Origin of the sequence: Pseudomonas sp. AA-38 (assembly GCF_029457475.1) — a bacterium.
Taxonomy (GTDB): Bacteria; Pseudomonadota; Gammaproteobacteria; order Pseudomonadales; family Pseudomonadaceae; genus Aquipseudomonas.
The window spans coordinates 2,676,441-2,693,689 of record NZ_CP120359.1 but is presented as its reverse complement, the minus strand read 5'-3'; the positions used below and the strand labels follow the sequence as shown (position 1 = coordinate 2,693,689).

The following is a 17,249-nucleotide window of genomic DNA, read 5'->3' as shown; positions in this document are numbered from 1 at the left end:
ATCACAGTGTCGGCATCGACTTTTGCAGCGTGCTTGTTATAGTTGCGCGGCTATTAGTTCGCAAAAATAATGACTGCGCTGCCAAGTCAGCGGCTGAGGATGACCGTCATGCCCGAGTATCAAGCCTTCCGCGTCGAACTCGTGGACAAGATCGCCCATGTGCAGATCAATCGCCCGGAAAAGGTCAATGCGATGAACGCCGATTTCTGGCGGGAAATCATCGAGATCTTCCGCTGGGTCGACGACACCGACGCCGTGCGTGTGGTGGTGCTTTCCGGCGCTGGCAAGCATTTCTCCTCGGGCATCGATCTGATGCTGCTGGCCTCGGTCGCCGCCCAGCTCGGTAAGGACGTCGGGCGCAACGCCGACGCGCTGCGGCGCAAGATTCTCGAACTGCAAGCCTCGTTCAATGCCGTCGACCAGTGCCGCAAGCCGGTGCTGGCGGCTATCCAGGGCTATTGCCTGGGTGGCGCCATCGACCTGATCAGCGCCTGCGACATGCGCTACGCCACCGTCGATGCACAGTTTTCCATCAAGGAAATCGACATGGGCATGGCCGCCGATGTCGGCACCCTGCAGCGTCTGCCACGGATCATTGGCGACGGCATGATGCGCGAGCTGGCCTATACCGGGCGCAGCATCGATGGCCAGGAGGCGGCTCGTATCGGCCTGGTCAACCGTACCTATGACAACCAGGAGGCGCTGCTGGCGGGTGTCATGCAGCTTGCCGGCGAGATCGCCGGCAAGTCGCCGATCGCCCTGCGCGGCACCAAGCAGATGATTCGCTACATGCGCGACCACCGGGTCGATGACGGGCTCGACTACATTGCTACCTGGAATGCGGCCATGCTGCAATCCGAGGATCTGCGTCTGGCCATTGCCGCGCACATGAGCAAGCAGAAGCCGGAGTTCGCAGACTGATGCCATGTAGACCCTTGTGCGGCGCAACTTGCGAGGTGCCCAGCGTATGGTGAGCGGAGCGACATCCCTGAACCTGGTGCGTGATGAACTGTTCAACACCATGGAAGAGGCCGAGCGCAGTCTCGAGCAGTTCATCGTCGAGCGGCATAACGGCAGCCTGTTGCAACAGGCGGTGGAAAGCCTGCAACAGGTGCGCGGCACGCTCAACCTGATCGAGCTGGCCGGTGCCGAGCTGCTGGCGCAGGAAGTGCTCGATCAGGCCACCGACATTCCGGCTGGCGCCGGTGAAGAGCGCGACGTACAACTGGCGGCGCTGAGCAACGCCCTGCATGTGCTACGTCGCTACCTCGAGAGCCTCGACGTGCACCGCCAGGAAATGCCCGAACTGCTGTTGCCGGCGATCAACGACCTGCGTCAGGCCGGTAGCCAGCCGCCGTTGCCGGAAAGTTTCTTCTTCAGCCTGCGTCTCGATCAGGCGCGCCCGCAATCCTCGGCGCCGGCGGTCGATGAGGCCACCCGTCAGGTGCAGGCCAGGCGCCTGCGACATATGTATCAGGTGGGATTGCTGGGCTTCGTCCGTGAACAGAACACCCAGGCCAGCCTCAAGCTGATGGTGCGCGCCATGGCGCGGCTGGACAGCCTGTTCGCCAGCGAGGCGCGTGGGCGCATGTGCTGGATCGGCGCTGCGGCCATCGAGTCGCAGGCCGATGGCCAGTTGCTGCCGCGCAAATCGCGCAAGCAACTGTTCCTGCGCCTGGATCGCGAACTGAAACTGATGCTCGGCAACCCGCATTACGAAGCGCCGCGCAGCCTGCTCAAGGAGCTGCTGTATCTGGTAGCCCTGGCTGACAGCCATGGGCCGCTGGCCAGTGCCATGCGCGAGGTGTTCGGGCTTACGCCGCTGCCATTCACCGACCACCTGCTGGAAGAGGAATACCAGCGTCTGGCTGGGCCGGGGCAGGCGGTGATGCGCTCCTTGTCCACGGCCATTCGTGAGGAGCTGACCAGCGTCAAGGACATGCTCGATCTGCTCGAGCGCGGCACCTTGCAGGAGGATACCCTGGGTACCCTGCATGCGCTGCTGGGCAAGCTGGCGAAGACCCTGAGCATGGTGGGCCTGAGCTCCGCCGGCAATGCCTTGAGCGTCCAGCTCCCGCAGGTAGCCGCGTGGAACGACAGCGAGCCGCCGGCGCTGGAGCAATTGCACAAGCTGGCCGATGCCGTGCTCTATGTCGAAGGCATGGTGGCCAGTCTGGAAAGCGGTTCGCGGCGCGACGCGCAGCCGGTGCCGAGTGCGGCGCTGAGCGATGCCGAATCCTTCGCCCTGCACCAGCTCAACGAGGCGCGCATCGTCGTGGTCGGCGAGGCGCAGGCCGGTCTGGCTCTGGCCAAGCGCGCAATCACCGCCTACCTCGAATCCGCTGGTGACAAGATGCACCTGGCCAACGTGCCGTTCAGCCTGCAGGCAGTGCGCGGTGGTCTCTGGTTCCTCGAGCAGCGGCGCGCCGCCGCGCTGGTTGGCGCCTGCGCCGAGTACATCCAGACACGCATGCTCGACGCTGCGCAGATGCCGTCGGAGCAGATGCTGGAAACCCTCGCCGATGCCTTGAGCAGCCTGGAGTACTACCTCGAGGCGGGCGCCGTGCTGCGCCCCGAGACCCAGCCGAGTGTGCTCGACCTGGCCGAGGACAGCATCAGAGCGCTCGGCATGCCGGTGGCGGCCTGACATGGCCTGGCGGCACCGCTATATCGATCCGACCCAGCCAGGCGGCTGGGCCTTGCTGTACGACCGTCAGCACTTTCTCGCCGATAGCAACGGCGTGCTCTTTCCGCGTGACTGGATCAAGCGCCAGGAGCTGCCGATCCTCAGCGAACAAGGCATCGGGCATTTCGACGAGCAGCCGGTCTATCTGTTGCAACTCGACTCTGCCGCAGAGCTGCCGGGCTGTTCCTGGCAGAGCCTGCGTCAGTTCATGTTGCATGGTGAAGTCGAGACCTTCCGCATGCTGGCCTATGCCGCGCAGATCGGCACCTGGCAGCGTGAGCATCGTTTCTGTGGCAGTTGCGGTGCGGCCACGCGACAGGTGCCGGGCGAGTGGGCGATGCGCTGCGAGGCCTGCGAGTCGCAGCATTACCCGCGCCTGTCGCCGAGCATGATCGTGCTGGTGACCCGTGGCGATGAAATCCTGCTGGCGCGTTCGCCACGTTTCGTTACCGGCGTCTACAGCACCCTGGCCGGTTTCGTCGAGCCGGGTGAGTCGGTGGAGCACTGCGTGGCGCGCGAGGTGCACGAAGAAGTGGGCTTGCAGGTGCACAACCTGCAGTACATCGGCAGCCAGGGCTGGCCGTTCCCGCATTCGCTGATGCTGGGCTTTCATGCCGAGTACGCCGGTGGCGAGATCGTCATGCAGGAAGACGAGATCGAGGACGCGCGCTGGTTCCGGGTGGATGACCTGCCGCCGTTGCCCGCCTCGCGTTCCATCGCCCGCCATCTGATCGATCTGTACGTGGCACGCCGTCTGGGCCTGCCCGAGCCGCAACTGCCGCAATGAGCGTAGCCCGGATGCAATCCGGGATTCGTGTCAGCCGACCCAGTGCTGCCAGACCAGGCGTGCGGTCAGCGCCAGTACCACCAGAATGAATACCGGGCGGATGAACTTCGAGCCGCCCCTGATCGCCGTGCGGGCGCCGAGGAAGGCGCCGACCATCAAGGCCGCGCCCATGCTCAGGCCGAGCACCCAGGCCACCTGGCCAAAGGCGATGAATACCACCAATGCCGCCGCGTTGCTGACGAAGTTCATGGTGCGCGCCACGCCGCTGGCGCGCACCAGGTCGAGCGGGTACATGAGCAGGCTGCTGACCGTCCAGAACGCGCCAGTGCCGGGCCCGGCGACGCCATCGTAAAGCCCTAGGCTCAGCCCTTGCGGCCATTGCCTGCCACGGGCGATGGGCAGGTTCTGCTCGCTGGGCGCTTCCGGCGTGCGACCGAACAACAGGTACAGGCCGCAGGCGAAAACCACTGCCGGCAGCATCTGGTTGAGCCATTCGGCCGGCAGCCAGTGTGCGATCACGGCACCGAGCAGGGCGCCGATCAGTGTCGCCAAGAGGGCATTGCGCCACTGGCTGGGGTCGAACAACTTGCGTCGGTAGAAGGTGAAGGCGGCCGTGCCCGAGCCGAAGGTGGCGCAGAGCTTGTTGGTGCCCAGCACCAGGTGGGGTGGCAGGCCGGCGGTGAGCAGGGCAGGGATGGTCAGCAGACCGCCGCCACCGGCGATGGCGTCGATGAAGCCGGCCGTGAAGGCCACCAGGGCAAGAATGGCGAGGGTACTGGGATCGATGGCAAGTTCGAGCGCGAAGGGCATGGAAAGTGTCGACTTGTGGGCGAATGCGCAGCCTGCTGGCTGTTCGCCGTGAAAAGAGCTGCGCATAATGCCCTGATTTTGCCAGAGAAGGAACGTGACCGATGCAATACAACGGCTTGGCCTGGGCAACTGCCTTGCTGGCAGTGCTGGCGCTGCTGGTGGCGCTGCGCATTCTGCTCAACAGCGGCTGGTTCCTGGGGTGGTTGCGCGGCACCTGCGGGCTGGCGTTCCTGGCACTGGCGACGCTGGTGGGGCTGGTGGCCTACGACCTGTACTCCTATTCGCCGTTGCCGGACGACAAACCTCTGGTGACCCTGAGTTTCAAGGCCGATGGCCCACAGCGCTACAGCGTCACTCTGTTGGAGGGTGGGCGAGAGCGCAAGGTGACGTTGGAAGGGGACATGTGGCAGCTCGATGGGCGACTGATCCGCTGGAAGGGCATCGCGGCGCTGATCGGCCTACAGCCGGGGTATCGTCTGGAGCGCCTGTCCGGGCGTTTTCTCGCCATCGAACAGCAGGCCCTGGCTCAGCATGGCCGCGTACAACTGGCGCAGAGCCTCTATGGCATCGATCTCTGGCGTTGGTTGCGGCTGAATCAGCGCGACCTGTTCCTGTTCGAGCCGCAGGCGCTGCGTGTGACCTATCTGCCGATCGCTGCCGACGCGACCTATAGCGTCAGGCTGACGCCGACCGGCTTGCTGGCCGAACCGATGAACCCGGCGGCCGAAGCGGCGTTGAAGAACTGGTAGCGGCCGCTTGCGGCCATCTGATGACCCTGGTTGCAGAGTAGGGTGCGCTGTGCGCACCGATAGCAACCGCTGAACCTGCGGTGCGCATGGCGCACCCTACAAAAAAAGGCACCTGTAAGGTGCCTTTGTCGCTTATGGCATTCGGCTTCAGGAAAGGAAACCACCGTCCACGTTCAGGGCGATGCCGGTGGTGTAGCTGGACGCTTCGCTGGCCAGATACAGCACCGCGCCGGCCATCTCGCTGGGGTCGGCCACGCGCTTGAGCGGGATGCGCTGCAGGGCCATCTTGAGAATGGCGTCGTTCTTGGTCAGCGCCGAGGCGAACTTGGTGTCGGTCAGGCCCGGCAGCAGGGCGTTGCAGCGAATACCGAAGGCCGCGCACTCCTTGGCGAAGACCTTGGTCATGCTGATCACCGCCGCCTTGGTCACCGAGTAGATGCCCTGGAATTCGCCCGGCGTGACGCCATTGATGGAGGCGACGTTGATGATCGAGCCGCCGCCGTTTTCCTTCATCAGCTTGCCGCCTTCGATGGACATGAAGTAGTAGCCGCGGATGTTCACGTCCACGGTCTTCTGGAAGGCGCCCAGGTCGGTGTCCAGCACGTTGCAGAACTGCGGGTTGGTGGCGGCGTTGTTGACCAGGATGTCGAGGCGCCCGAACTGCTCGCGGATCTGCGCGAAGACGCTGGTGATCTGCTCCATCTCGCCGATGTGACAAGCGATGGCGGTGGCCTTGCCGCCGTCAGCGATGATGGCGTCGGCCACGGCCTGGCAGCCCTCGATCTTGCGGCTGGAGACGATGACGTGAGCGCCTTGCTGGGCCAGCAGCTTGGCGATGGCCTCGCCGATGCCGCGGCTGGCGCCGGAAACGAAGGCGATCTTGCCGTCGAGATCGAACAGTTGGGTCTTGGACATTGTGTTTTTCCCAGGGTTAGAGCGTGGATTTGCCGATGACCTGCAGACACATGCGCTCCAGCAGTTTGTTCATCTGGACGAACTGGGCGAAGCGTTTGTCCTGAGTCTGGCCGTGGAAGAAGCGGTAGTAAATCTGCTGGACGATGCCGGCCAGGCGGAACAGGCCGTAGGTGTAGTAGAAGTCGAAGTTGTTGATCTCGATGCCGGCCTTTTCCGCGTAGTAGTCGACGAACTGCTGGCGGCTGAGCATGCCGGGGGCATTGCTCGGCTGGCGGCGCATCAGTTGCACTGGCACCGGGTCTTCGGCTTCGATCCAATAGGCCAGGGTATTGCCCAGATCCATCAGCGGATCGCCGATGGTGGTCATCTCCCAGTCGAGTACGCCGATGATCTGCATCGGGTTGTCCGGGTCGAGAATCACGTTGTCGAAGCGGTAGTCGTTGTGCACGATGCCCGGCTTGTGGTGATCAGCCGGCATCTTCTCGCGCAGCCAGGCCATGATCGGCTCCCAGGTCGGTGCGTCGGGGGTCAGGGCCTTCTGGTAGCGGTCACTCCAGCCGCTGATCTGCCGTTCCACATAGCCCTCGGGCTTGCCCAGATCGCCCAGGCCGCAGGCGGCGTAATCGACGTTGTGCAGCTCCACCAGTTTGTCGATGAAGCTCTTGCACAGTGCCTCGGTCTGCTCCGGGGTGAAGTTCAGCTCGGCGGGCATGTCGGCGCGCAGGATGATGCCCTTGAGGCGCTCCATGACATAGAACTCGGCGCCAATCACCGACTCGTCGGTGCAGTGCACATAGGCCTTGGGGCAGTAGGGGAAGCCGGCGTTGAGCTGGTTGAGAATGCGGTATTCGCGGCCCATGTCATGGGCGGACTTGGCCTTGTGGCCGAACGGCGGGCGGCGCAGCACGAATTCCTGTTGCGGGTACTCGATCAGGTAGGTGAGGTTGGAGGCACCACCGGGAAACTGGCTGATCCTGGCCTCGCCACTCAGGCCGGGAATTTGTGTCTTGAGGTAGGCGTCGATGGCAGCGCTGTCGAGTTCTTCGCCGCTGCGGATATCGGTGGATTGATCGGTGAGCGCCATGTCTATCCCTTCTATTGATGATGGGTGCCCCAGATAATTTCCTAATCTAATGCTGCACCCAGGTCGTCACAAGCGATACGCCCCTTCATAGGCGGGCGTGTTGCCTCGCAATCAAACTGCCTGATCAGTCATTTTAGGCTGTGTACGGCATCGGTGATGCTGCGTTGCCCCCCTCTGGTACGCCAGCCTGAGCTAGGCGCCCCCGTCAGAATGCTCATGTACAGCACGTAAACCCGAATGCGAGCCCAGTGCGTTCTTCGCGGGGCCGCCATCGGTATTGTCTGACCTTCGCTCGATGACTTTTCGTACAGAGCCTCGGGATGGCAGGCAATAAAAAATTTCAGGAGAAATTTTTAACGTCGCGCAGCGACGGCGACGGCCCGAAGGGGTGCCGCCAGGCAATAAAAAACCGGAGTGCCAGGACTCCGGTTTTCATGGGGTGCGAGCAGCCCGCCGAATCAGACCGGGAACAGTTCGCCCAGCTTCATCGCCAGCATCATGTCGCCTTCGGCGCGCAGCTTGCCGGCCATGAAGGCCTGCATGCCGTCGGTTTCACCTGTGGTGATGCCCTTGAGGGTTGCGCTGTCCATGATCAGGGTCACGTTGGCATTCGGGTTGTCGCCTTGCTCGATGGCGCAGGTGCCATCCTTGACGATCAGCGCGTAGTTGTCGCCGTCTTCGATGTTGAACTGGAATACCAGATCCAGGCCGGCAGCGGCGCTGGAGTTGAACTTCGACTGCATGTTTTGGACGATGTCGGCAACGCTCATGGTCTTATCCTTCCTTATCATGGGTTTCGCGCGGCGCTAAGGCCGTATGATCCGAGTTCATCGATAGGTGATGAACTCCGGTGCCTTCAGCAGCTGTAAATGCACGTGGCTGTTGAAGGAAGCCAGGGTCACCTCGCGGCCGCGAAACTTCAGCAGGCTGAGCGAGGTGTTGACGATTTGCCAGTTGAGCTCGAATGCCTTGCGCGCTGGCACCTCGGTGATCAGGCGCAGCAGGGCGGTGATGGTGCCACCGGAAGTGAACACGGCGATGTTCTGCCTGCTGTCTGCGCGTTCGAGTATACGCTGCAGGCCGCCTTCGACCTGCGCCACGAAGGCCTGCCAGCTCTGTAGATCGGGGCGGTCATGTTCGCCCGAGATCCAGCGTTCGATCAGCTTGGCGAACAGGCGCTGGAATTCGGCACGGTTGTTGGCGCCGTTGCGCAGGATGTCGAGGGCTTCTGGCTGTTCGTCGAGAATGCCGGGCACCAGGCTACGGATCACCGCGTCGGCGTCGAACTCGTTGAAGGCATCGTCGATTTCCAGAACGGGAGCATGCTCGATGTGCTGCAGGGCGGCTTGCGCGGTGTGCTGCTGACGCCGCAGGCTGCCGCTGATGCAACGATCGAGACGAACGCCGAGCTTGGCCAGGTGTTGCCCGAGCACTTCGGCCTGGCGCACGCCGGTGGGTGACAGCACGTCGTAGTCATCGGCACCGAATGAAGCTTGGCCATGTCGAATCAGGTAGATGCTGCCCACGTCCGTCTTCGTCCCGGCGTGTTGAAAGTTTCGCGAGGTTATGGGCAAGCCGGGTAGCCTGTCAACGAATAAACATACGCTTGTTTGAATTCGTGGAAAACTTTAGTCGGGCCGTGCAAGCCCATGGTCGATGCGCTGTCGCGTCGGTATGCTTGAACGCTCGAAGGCGTCGCATCGCTTGCCGGTCAGCCGCGCCAGAATCGTTTGCAAAGGGGGATCTGTGGAGTTTCTAAGCGAATATGCCGGCTTTCTGGCGAAAACCCTGACCGTCGTGGTAGCCATCGTCGTGGTGCTGGTGTTCATCGCCGCCCTGCGCGGCAAGGGGCGGCGCGGCAGCGGTCACTTGCAGGTGGACAAGCTCAACGATTTCTATAAGGACCTGCGCGAGCATCTGCAGCAGACGGTATTGCGCAAGGACGAGCTGAAGGCGCTGCGCAAGGCTGAGGCCAAGGCGGCCAAGCAGGAGAAGAAGGCACCCAGCAGCAAGCCGCGGGTGTTCGTGCTGGACTTCGATGGCGACATCAAGGCCTCGGCCACCGACAATCTGCGCCATGAGGTCACCGCGCTGCTGTCGATGGCCAAGGCCGAGGACGAAGTGGTGCTGCGCCTGGAAAGCGGTGGTGGCATGGTGCACGGCTACGGTCTGGCCTCCTCGCAACTGGCGCGCATTCGCGAAGCCGGCATTCCTCTAACCGTCTGTGTCGACAAGGTGGCCGCCAGCGGCGGCTACATGATGGCCTGCATCGGCCAGAAGATTCTCGCCGCGCCCTTTGCCATCCTAGGCTCCATCGGCGTGGTGGCACAGTTGCCCAACGTGCATAGACTGTTGAAGAAGCACGATATCGATTTCGAGGTGCTGACGGCCGGTGAGTTCAAGCGCACCCTGACGGTTTTCGGCGAGAACACCGACAAGGGCCGCGAGAAATTCCAGGAGGATCTGGAGACCACCCACGAGCTGTTCAAGAGTTTCGTCGCCCGCTATCGCCCGCAACTGGATATCGATGCCGTGGCCACCGGCGAGGTCTGGTTGGGCATGGCGGCACAGGAACGTCTGCTGGTGGATGAGCTCAAGACCAGTGACCAGTATCTGGCTGAGCGTGCCGCGCAGGCCGAGCTGTTCCATCTGCATTTCGCCCAGAAGAAGAGCCTGCAGGAGCGTGTCGGGCTGGCTGCCAGCGTGGCCCTCGATCGCTTCGTGCTGACCTGGCTGAGCCGCCTGCAGCAGCAGCGCTTCTGGTAGGCTGAACGAAGACAATGACAGGAGACCGAGATGAGTGAATTCAAGGCATTGCTGGTCAGTGAAGCGGCTGACGGCGGTTTTCAGCGGCAGGTGGTGCAGCGCCGCCTGAGTGACCTGGCGAATGGCGAGCTGCTGATTCGCGTGCGTTATTCCTCGCTCAACTACAAGGATGCCCTGTCGGCCAGCGGCAATCGCGGCGTCACCAAGCAGTACCCGCACACACCGGGCATCGATGCCGCTGGCGTGGTCGAGGCGTCCAGCGTTGGCGAATTCGCCGTCGGCGACGAGGTGATCGTCACCGGCTACGACCTGGGCATGAATACGGCCGGTGGCTTCGGTCAGTACATCCGCGTGCCGGCTGCCTGGGCGATCAAACGCCCGCAGGGTTTGTCGCTGCGTGAAGCCATGCGGCTGGGCACTGCCGGCCTCACGGCGGCGCTGTGCGTGGACAAGCTGGAGTGCGCCGGCGTCGCACCGCAAGACGGCGTGGTGCTGGTCACCGGCGCTACTGGCGGTGTGGGCAGCGTGGCGGTGATGTTGCTGAAGAAGCTCGGCTACCGTGTTGCAGCGGCCACCGGCAAGGCGGATCAGGCCGAGTTCCTGCGCAGCTTGGGCGCCGACGAGATCGTCAGCCGTGAGGAGCTGCAACAGGGCGTCGAGCGGCCTCTGCTCAAGGAGCGCTGGGCAGCGGCGGTGGACACGGTCGGCGGCGATATTCTGTTCAATGTGGTCAAGTCGTTGCGCCGTGGCGGCAGTGTCGCTTGCTGCGGACTGACCGCAGGTGTCGGCTTCCAGGCATCGGTGATGCCCTTCATCCTGCGTGGCGTCAACCTGCTGGGGGTGGATTCGGTGGAGCTGCCGTTGGTGGTCAAGGCCTCGATGTGGGACAAGCTGTCGCTGCAATGGAAGCTGGATCTGGCCCCCCTGGCTCGGGAGATCACGCTGCAGGAGCTGCCGGCTGCCATCGAGCAGATCCTGGCCGGCGGCATGGTTGGCCGGGTGCTGGTACGGTTGGACTGACCAGTCGCCTGTCTGAAACGCAGAGGCCCCGCATGTGCGGGGCCTCTGCGTTTCTGCTGGCGGTTCAGGCGCGGCGGCGGAACAGCGGCAGCGGCTGGTCGGCCGAGGCCTGGTAGACCTCCTCGTACTCCTCGAAGGCCTTGAGGGCATCGACGGGATCCTTGTCCGCGCGCAGGGCGAAGGCATCGAAGCCGACACGGCGCAGGGCGAACAACTGATCACGCAGCACGTCACCGATGGCACGCACTTCGCCGGTGTAGCCATAGCGGGTGCGCAGCAGGTAGGCGGTGGAGGAGTGACGGCCGTCGGTGAAGCTCGGGAACTCCAGGGCGATGACCTGGAAGTGTGCCAGGTCATCGGCGATTTCCTCGATTTCGTCGCCGGCCTCCAGCCAGACGCCCAGACCGCCATCGCGAGCCTTGAGGGCGTGAGCGTGTTCGACCCACAGCGCCAGCGGCACGATGATGTCATCGCAGTTGGGGATGGCGTCCAGGGTCACGTCCTTGGCCAGCAGGTGCCAGGTTTCGTCGATCACCTGACCGTTCTTAATGATTCGCTGCATAGACGCGCTCCTTGAACGGATCGATACCGATGCGGCGGTAGGTATCGAGGAAGCTTTCTTCTTCGGTGCGTTGCTCGACATAGACCTTGATGATCTTGTCGACCACGTCCGGCATGTCGTCCTGGGCGAAGGACGGGCCGAGAATCTGCGCCAGGCTGGCTTCGCGACCGGCGCTGCCGCCGAGGGAGACCTGATAGAACTCCTGGCCTTTCTTGTCCACGCCGAGGATGCCGATATGGCCGACGTGGTGGTGGCCGCAGGCGTTCATGCAGCCGGAGATGTTCAGGTCGATGTCGCCGATGTCGAACAGATAGTCGAGATCGTCGAAGCGGCGCTGGATGGCTTCGGCCACTGGGATCGACTTGGCGTTGGCCAGCGAGCAGAAGTCGCCGCCCGGGCAGCAGATGATGTCGGTCAGCAGGCCCACGTTCGGCGTGGCGAAACCTTGCTCGCGCAGCTCGCCCCAGAGGGTCAGGAGCTGACGCTGCTCGACGTCGGCAAGGATGATGTTCTGGTTGTGGCTGTTGCGCACTTCACCGAAGGAGTAACGGTCGGCCAGCTCGGCGATGGCATCCAGTTGCTTGTCGGTGACGTCGCCAGGCGCCACGCCGGTGGGCTTGAGCGACAGGGTCACGGCCACGTAGCCGGGCTTCTTGTGGGCGAAGGTGTTGCGCTGGCGCCAGCGGGCGAAGCCCGGGTGCTCGGCGTCCTGCTGGGCGAGCAGGGCGTCTTCATCCTGCAGCGACAGATAGGCCGGATCGACGAAGTGCGCGGCGACGCGGGCGACTTCGGCCTCGGTCAGGGTGGTCGGGCCATCCTTGAGGTGCGCCCATTCGGCATTCACGCGCTCGGCGAACACCTCGGGGGTCAGTGCCTTGACCAGGATCTTGATGCGCGCCTTGTACTTGTTGTCGCGACGGCCATAGCGGTTGTACACGCGCAGGATGGCGTCGAGGTAGCTGATCAGGTGCTGCCACGGCAGGAATTCGTTGATGAAGCTGCCGACGATCGGGGTACGGCCCAGGCCGCCGCCGACGGAAACGCGAAAGCCCAATTCCCCGGCTTCGTTCTTCACCGCTTCCAGGCCGATGTCATGCACTTCGATGGCGGCGCGGTCGCTGACGGCGCCGTTGACGGCGATCTTGAACTTGCGCGGCAGGTGGCTGAACTCGGGGTGGAAGGTCGACCACTGACGGATGATTTCGCACCAGGGGCGCGGGTCGACGATCTCGTCCTTGGCCACACCGGCGAACTGATCGGTGGTGGTGTTGCGGATGCAGTTGCCGCTGGTCTGGATGGCGTGCATCTGCACGGTGGCCAGCTCGGCGAGAATTTCCGGCACGTCTTCCAGCTCCGGCCAGTTGAACTGCACGTTCTGCCGGGTACTGATGTGCGCGTAGCCCTTGTCGTAGTCGCGGGCGATCTTGGCCAGCATGCGCACCTGCTTCGAGGACAGCAGGCCATAGGGCACGGCGATGCGCAGCATGGGCGCATAACGCTGTATATAGAGGCCATTTTGCAGGCGCAGCGGACGGAATTCCTCGCCGCTCAGCTCTCCGGCGAGGTAGCGGCGGGTTTGATCGCGAAACTGCTTGACGCGATCCTCGACGATCCGTTGATCGTACTGGTCATATACGTACATGAAGGGTCCTGTTTTCAGGCTGCTTACTGCCAATCAGCGCGCACGGCCGCGCACTCCCCGAGGAGCCGGGGCACGATACCAGCTCAGGTTTATGCGTAAAAGTGATGTTTGAATATATAAACCTAGGTTTGGGGAATAAGACGGAGGTGAAGCATAACCAGAAGGTTTGAGCCTTGGCCGTGCCTGGTCTTAACTGCAACTGTGTCCCCCACGAACATAACAACAGGTGGAGCCATGAGCGAGCACAGTGAAACTCAGCATAGCGACAGCGTCGTCGATGCCTGGGCCATCTTCTGTCTGATCCTGATCGTCGTCGGTACCGCCATCTTCTGGGTCAGCGGGCAATAGCACGGCGCTTCGGGCGCTTGCTGTCGGCGTCTGCGGCGAATGGTAACAAGTACTGTCGTCCCATCCTGTCGTCGCTGCCGATATACTGCGCCTCGCGAAATGGGAGGCGCATGGTGAACAGGTGGTGGCTAGGGATTGGGCTGATGCTGTGCTGCACGCTGGTGCAGGCAGGTAAAGATGGTCTGTCGGTGGTGTTCCTGAATCCCGGATTCAGCGACGAACGGTTCTGGAGCGATTACTCGCGTTACATGCAGGATGCCGCCGACGATCTGGGCATGGACTTGCGCGTGCTCTATGGCGAGCGCGACAACCAGCGCATGCTGGCTAATGCGCGCCGGGTGCTGGACGGCAAGCACCCCGATTATCTGATTTTCACCAACGAGCAATTTTTCGGCCCGCAGGTTCTGCGTCTGTTCGAGAACAGCGAGGTGCGCCTGTTCGCCTTGCACAGCACTCTGAGCCCGACGCAGCAGGCCTTGATCGGCGGCAGCCGCGAACGTCATGGCAACTGGCTGGGCAGTCTGATTCCCAATGACGAGGAAGCCGGCTACCTGATGGGCCGTGAGTTGATCGCCCTGAGCCAGGGAAAGCCGACGCAGATGCTGGCATTTTCCGGAGTCAAGCAAACGCCATCGGCCACTCTGCGTCTGCTCGGGCTGCAGCGTGCGTTGGATGAGGCGCCCCATGTACGCCTGGTGCAGGCGGTGTATGGCGAATGGCAAGAGCAGCGGGCCTATCAGCAGGCCTCGAGCCTGCTGCCGCGCTATCCGGATGTCGAGCTGGTCTGGACGGCCAACGATGCCATGGCATTTGGCGTCATGCGGGCTGCCAACGAGCTGGGCAGACCCCTTCGCTACGCCACTTTGAACAATTCTGCGCGGGTATTCCAGGCGCGTATCGATGGGCGCGTCGAGGTGCTGCTCAGTGGCCACTTCCTGCTTGGTGCCTGCGCCATGGTGATGCTTCACGATCACGCCAAGGGGCTGGACTTCGCGGCGCGCGGCGGCAAGGATCAGGTAGCCCGGCTGTTGCGTGTGATCGACGAAGACGCCGCGCAAACTTTGCAGGCCCGTCTTGCCCGCAATGATATGGGGCTGGACTTCAGGCGTTTCAGTGCGCTTGGCAAGGCCGGCATGCGCGCCCCTGGCTGTTCCATCGAGCCGTTGCTGGAGTGATCAGCCCACCGCCAGGTGCATGATCAGCTTGACGATGCCCAGCAGCACCAGGACGAATACGCCGGTGAACAGCACGCCGAGCAGGATGAAGTGGCTGGGCTTGCCGCGGCTGAAATCGCGGCTGCGGTTCTTGCCGCTCTGCACGCCGAAGGCAGCGGCCAGCACGCTGTGCAGCATTTCCCAGAAGCTCAGCGGTGGTTGTTGGGGCTCTTTCTCCTGATCACTCATAAGCCTTTCTCCTTCGCTGTTGAAAGCATAGCCGAGCTTACGCATGGCGACGTCAACTCCCAAGCAACTCTTTCCTGCATCCCGCGCCTGGCAGGGCATCGCCAGACCATGGTGCAATGCGGCTTGCACCGGCATTGGATGGAGGGATAAATGAATTCCTGGCGCAACATAAGCCTGTGGATGGACCGGCTCGATGATCCGCTGCAGGCGCGGCACAGCCTGCAGGCCGATTTACAGGCTGACGTGGCGATCATCGGCTCCGGGTATACCGGACTGTGGACAGCCTATTACCTCAAGCGCCAGGCACCGCAACTGCGCATCGTGATGCTGGAGGCCGAGACTGCCGGTTTCGGCGCTTCCGGGCGCAATGGTGGCTGGCTGATGGGCAATCTGCTCGGCGAGGATCGTCTGCTCGCCAAGTTGCCAGCGGTCGAGCGCAAGGCGTCCTTCGACCTGCTGCATGGCATTCCCGATGAAGTGGCCTCGGTGGTAGCCCGTGAGGGGATCGACTGCGATCTGCGCAAGGGCGGTGTGCTGTATTGCGCGGCGCGCTACCCCGAGCAGGAGGTGCGCCTGCGTGAATACCTCGTGCACCTGCGTGCGCTGGGCCTCGGTGAGGATGACTACCGCTGGTTGGCGCCGAACGAGCTGGCCGCGCAACTGCGCCTGGCCAATGCCTATGGCGCCCTGTACAGCCCGCATTGCGCGACTATCCAGCCGGCCAAGCTGGCACGTGGCCTGGCACGCTGCGTCGAAGGCATGGGCGTGGAAATCTACGAGCGCAGCCCGGTGATCGACTGGCAGCCTGGCCAGGTGCGTACCAGGCACGGCCAGGTCATCGCTGACTGGGTGGTGCCGGCCGTCGAGGGCTACGCCGCCACCTTGCCGCCGCTGGGCGACCATCAACTGCCAGTGCAGAGCCTGATCGTCGCCACCGAGTCGCTGCCGGCGGATGTCTGGGCCGGCATCGGTCTGGAGCGCGGCCAGGCCTTCAGCGAGTTCAGCCGCCAGGTCACCTATGGCCAGCGCAGCCGCGATGACCGCCTGATCTTCGGTGCGCGCGGTGGCTACCGCTTCGGCGGACGCCTGCGCAGCGACTTCAACCTCAGCGATGACGAGCAGAGCCTGCGCCGTTACCTGATGGGGGAACTCTTTCCGCAGTTGCGCAAGGTGCGTTTCACCCATGCCTGGGGAGGTAATCTGGGCATGGCGCGGCGCTTCCAGCCGCACATGCTGCGCGACACACGCAACCGCATCGCCTTATCCGGCGGCTATGGCGGGGAGGGCGTTGGGGCCAGCAATCTGGGCGGGCGTACCCTGGCCGATCTGATTCTCGGGCGTGACACTGAACTGCTGCGTCAGCCCTGGGTGCTGCACGATAGCCCGATTTCCCGTCTGCGCCGCTGGGAGCCCGAGCCTCTGCGTTGGCTCGGTTACAACGCGATCATTCGCAGCTTCGTCCACGAGGACGAGGTGCTGGCCAATCCTCGTAGCCCGGCCTGGCGACGCCGCCTTGCACAAAGGCTGGCGGCAGGGTTGGAAAGCCTGATGTCCTGAGCGGTCAGGGCCGAGCGCTTCAAGGCAGGCCCAGCGAGCTCAGGAAGCTGTCGACCCGCGCCGTATAGGCAGGGTCTGCACCCAGATCCGCGTTGATCTCGCCATGGGAGCGATCCTCGCGCACCACGCTGACCGTCACACCGAGCTGGCGTGCCTTGGCCGCATAGGCGTCGGCCTGCGGGCAGGCGTCGCGGCGCCGGGTCGAGCAGACTGCCAGCAGCGGGTGCGCATCGTTGCGCAGCACATGCAGGGGCGAGGCTTTCTGCCAGTAGCTGCTGTCCTTGCCAAAGGCACGGTCGTAGAGGGGCAGATGGCGCCCCTGCATGACGGCCGGTACATCGAAGGCGGCGCTGTCCAGGGCGACGGTGCCGAGCCACGAAGGCGAAACCCCAGGTGCCAGTTGCGGGTCGCTGTTCAGCAGGGCGACCAGATGAGCGCCGGCGGAATGCCCTATCAGCGCCAGTCGTGCCGGATCGCCGCCCCAGCCTCGGGCCTAGCGCTGTACGGTCGTCACGGCCTGCGCCACATCGCTGGCCTGGGTCAGCGGATCGGCCTCCGGCAGCAGACGATAGTTGCTCGATACCAGGATGTAGCCCTTGCCCAGCCAGTGCCGGGCCTTGTTCTCGACCACTGCGTCGCGGGCCTTGTCGCCGGTGTACCAGCCCCCACCGTGCACCATGAACAGGATGGGCGCACTTTGCGGGTTGGGTGGTAGGTAGACGTCGAAGACCTGCCTTGGGTGCGTGCCGTAAGGCTGATCGTGGAGGACGCGGCTGCCGGCTGGCAGCTCGACCAGCAGTTGCTGTTCGCTGCGTACTTCGCGGCGTTCTTCGAGTTTTTCACGCAGGATGCCGGCCTGGGCCGTGATGGGCAGACACAGCGCTACGAGGATGAGTAGAGCGAGGCGGTGGGGCATTGAG

The 17,249-nt window shown here is 63.4% G+C and carries 18 protein-coding genes; 8 read left to right on the top strand and 10 right to left on the bottom strand.

Annotated features, from left to right (window positions below):
* Positions 1-108 precede the first annotated feature (108 nt).
* The 3 genes from PVE35_RS12275 to nudC are packed head-to-tail and all read left to right on the top strand — an operon-like array spanning position 109 to position 3,473.
* Complete coding sequence (locus tag PVE35_RS12275) at positions 109-921, top strand: crotonase/enoyl-CoA hydratase family protein (RefSeq protein ID WP_268183812.1); 813 nt, start codon at positions 109-111, stop codon at positions 919-921.
* A 46-nt stretch (positions 922-967) separates the two neighbouring features.
* A complete protein-coding gene (locus PVE35_RS12270; RefSeq protein ID WP_277374806.1) occupies positions 968-2,647 on the top strand; it encodes a ferrous iron transporter B in 1,680 nt (559 codons plus the stop codon).
* 1 nt (position 2,648) lies between these two features.
* Positions 2,649-3,473 (top strand): NAD(+) diphosphatase, encoded by an 825-nt coding sequence (nudC, locus tag PVE35_RS12265; protein ID WP_277374805.1) that lies wholly within the window; start codon positions 2,649-2,651, stop codon positions 3,471-3,473.
* A 30-nt stretch (positions 3,474-3,503) separates the two neighbouring features.
* On the opposite strand, the gene PVE35_RS12260 is transcribed toward nudC, so the two are convergent.
* Entirely contained in the window at positions 3,504-4,283 is a 780-nt protein-coding gene (locus PVE35_RS12260; RefSeq protein ID WP_268183817.1) for a TSUP family transporter, read from the bottom strand.
* Between the two features lie 101 nt (positions 4,284-4,384).
* Between PVE35_RS12260 and PVE35_RS12255 the strand changes: the two genes are divergently transcribed.
* Entirely contained in the window at positions 4,385-5,032 is a 648-nt protein-coding gene (locus PVE35_RS12255; RefSeq protein ID WP_277374804.1) for a hypothetical protein, read from the top strand.
* Between the two features lie 147 nt (positions 5,033-5,179).
* On the opposite strand, the gene PVE35_RS12250 is transcribed toward PVE35_RS12255, so the two are convergent.
* The 4 genes from PVE35_RS12250 to PVE35_RS12235 form a co-directional block, all read right to left on the bottom strand.
* Positions 5,180-5,947, bottom strand: coding sequence for an SDR family oxidoreductase (locus PVE35_RS12250; RefSeq protein WP_277374803.1), 768 nt, complete (start codon positions 5,945-5,947; stop codon positions 5,180-5,182).
* A 16-nt stretch (positions 5,948-5,963) separates the two neighbouring features.
* The gene (locus PVE35_RS12245; protein ID WP_268183821.1) at positions 5,964-7,031 is read right to left on the bottom strand and encodes a phosphotransferase family protein; all 1,068 of its coding nucleotides are present in this window, start codon (positions 7,029-7,031) and stop codon (positions 5,964-5,966) included.
* A 458-nt stretch (positions 7,032-7,489) separates the two neighbouring features.
* Entirely contained in the window at positions 7,490-7,801 is a 312-nt protein-coding gene (locus PVE35_RS12240) for an SCP2 sterol-binding domain-containing protein (protein WP_277374802.1), read from the bottom strand.
* Positions 7,802-7,858: 57 nt separating this feature from the next.
* Entirely contained in the window at positions 7,859-8,557 is a 699-nt protein-coding gene (locus PVE35_RS12235; RefSeq protein ID WP_277374801.1) for a histidine phosphatase family protein, read from the bottom strand.
* A gap of 220 nt (positions 8,558-8,777) precedes the next feature.
* Here PVE35_RS12235 and sohB point away from each other — a divergent pair, with 220 nt between their 5' ends.
* Both sohB and PVE35_RS12225 read left to right on the top strand, forming a co-directional pair.
* Positions 8,778-9,797: a protease SohB gene (sohB, locus tag PVE35_RS12230; protein WP_277374800.1), complete on the top strand. Its 1,020-nt coding sequence runs from the start codon at positions 8,778-8,780 to the stop codon at positions 9,795-9,797.
* A gap of 30 nt (positions 9,798-9,827) precedes the next feature.
* Positions 9,828-10,817 (top strand): YhdH/YhfP family quinone oxidoreductase, encoded by a 990-nt coding sequence (locus tag PVE35_RS12225; RefSeq protein ID WP_277374799.1) that lies wholly within the window; start codon positions 9,828-9,830, stop codon positions 10,815-10,817.
* Positions 10,818-10,881: 64 nt separating this feature from the next.
* On the opposite strand, the gene PVE35_RS12220 is transcribed toward PVE35_RS12225, so the two are convergent.
* Together PVE35_RS12220 and PVE35_RS12215 are read right to left on the bottom strand one after the other, a co-directional pair.
* Complete coding sequence (locus PVE35_RS12220; protein WP_268183829.1) at positions 10,882-11,379, bottom strand: DUF934 domain-containing protein; 498 nt, start codon at positions 11,377-11,379, stop codon at positions 10,882-10,884.
* Entirely contained in the window at positions 11,363-13,021 is a 1,659-nt protein-coding gene (locus PVE35_RS12215) for a nitrite/sulfite reductase (RefSeq protein ID WP_277374798.1), read from the bottom strand. The genes PVE35_RS12220 and PVE35_RS12215 overlap by 17 nt, the downstream gene beginning before the upstream one ends.
* 491 nt (positions 13,022-13,512) lie before the next feature.
* Between PVE35_RS12215 and PVE35_RS12210 the strand changes: the two genes are divergently transcribed.
* The gene (locus PVE35_RS12210) at positions 13,513-14,544 is read left to right on the top strand and encodes an ABC transporter substrate-binding protein (protein WP_277374797.1); all 1,032 of its coding nucleotides are present in this window, start codon (positions 13,513-13,515) and stop codon (positions 14,542-14,544) included.
* Here PVE35_RS12210 and PVE35_RS12205 read toward each other — a convergent pair whose 3' ends face one another.
* Positions 14,545-14,772, bottom strand: coding sequence for a DUF2970 domain-containing protein (locus PVE35_RS12205; protein ID WP_268183834.1), 228 nt, complete (start codon positions 14,770-14,772; stop codon positions 14,545-14,547). It abuts the gene before it with no gap.
* Positions 14,773-14,922: 150 nt separating this feature from the next.
* Between PVE35_RS12205 and PVE35_RS12200 the strand changes: the two genes are divergently transcribed.
* Positions 14,923-16,329 carry an FAD-binding oxidoreductase gene (locus tag PVE35_RS12200; RefSeq protein WP_277374796.1) on the top strand — a complete coding sequence of 469 codons (1,407 nt, stop codon included), beginning with the start codon at positions 14,923-14,925 and terminating at the stop codon, positions 16,327-16,329.
* Positions 16,330-16,348: 19 nt separating this feature from the next.
* Here PVE35_RS12200 and PVE35_RS12195 read toward each other — a convergent pair whose 3' ends face one another.
* Together PVE35_RS12195 and PVE35_RS12190 are read right to left on the bottom strand one after the other, a co-directional pair.
* Positions 16,349-16,654 carry a hypothetical protein gene (locus tag PVE35_RS12195; protein WP_277374795.1) on the bottom strand — a complete coding sequence of 102 codons (306 nt, stop codon included), beginning with the start codon at positions 16,652-16,654 and terminating at the stop codon, positions 16,349-16,351.
* 168 nt (positions 16,655-16,822) lie between these two features.
* Complete coding sequence (locus PVE35_RS12190; RefSeq protein ID WP_277374794.1) at positions 16,823-17,245, bottom strand: hypothetical protein; 423 nt, start codon at positions 17,243-17,245, stop codon at positions 16,823-16,825.
* Positions 17,246-17,249: the final 4 nt, after the last annotated feature.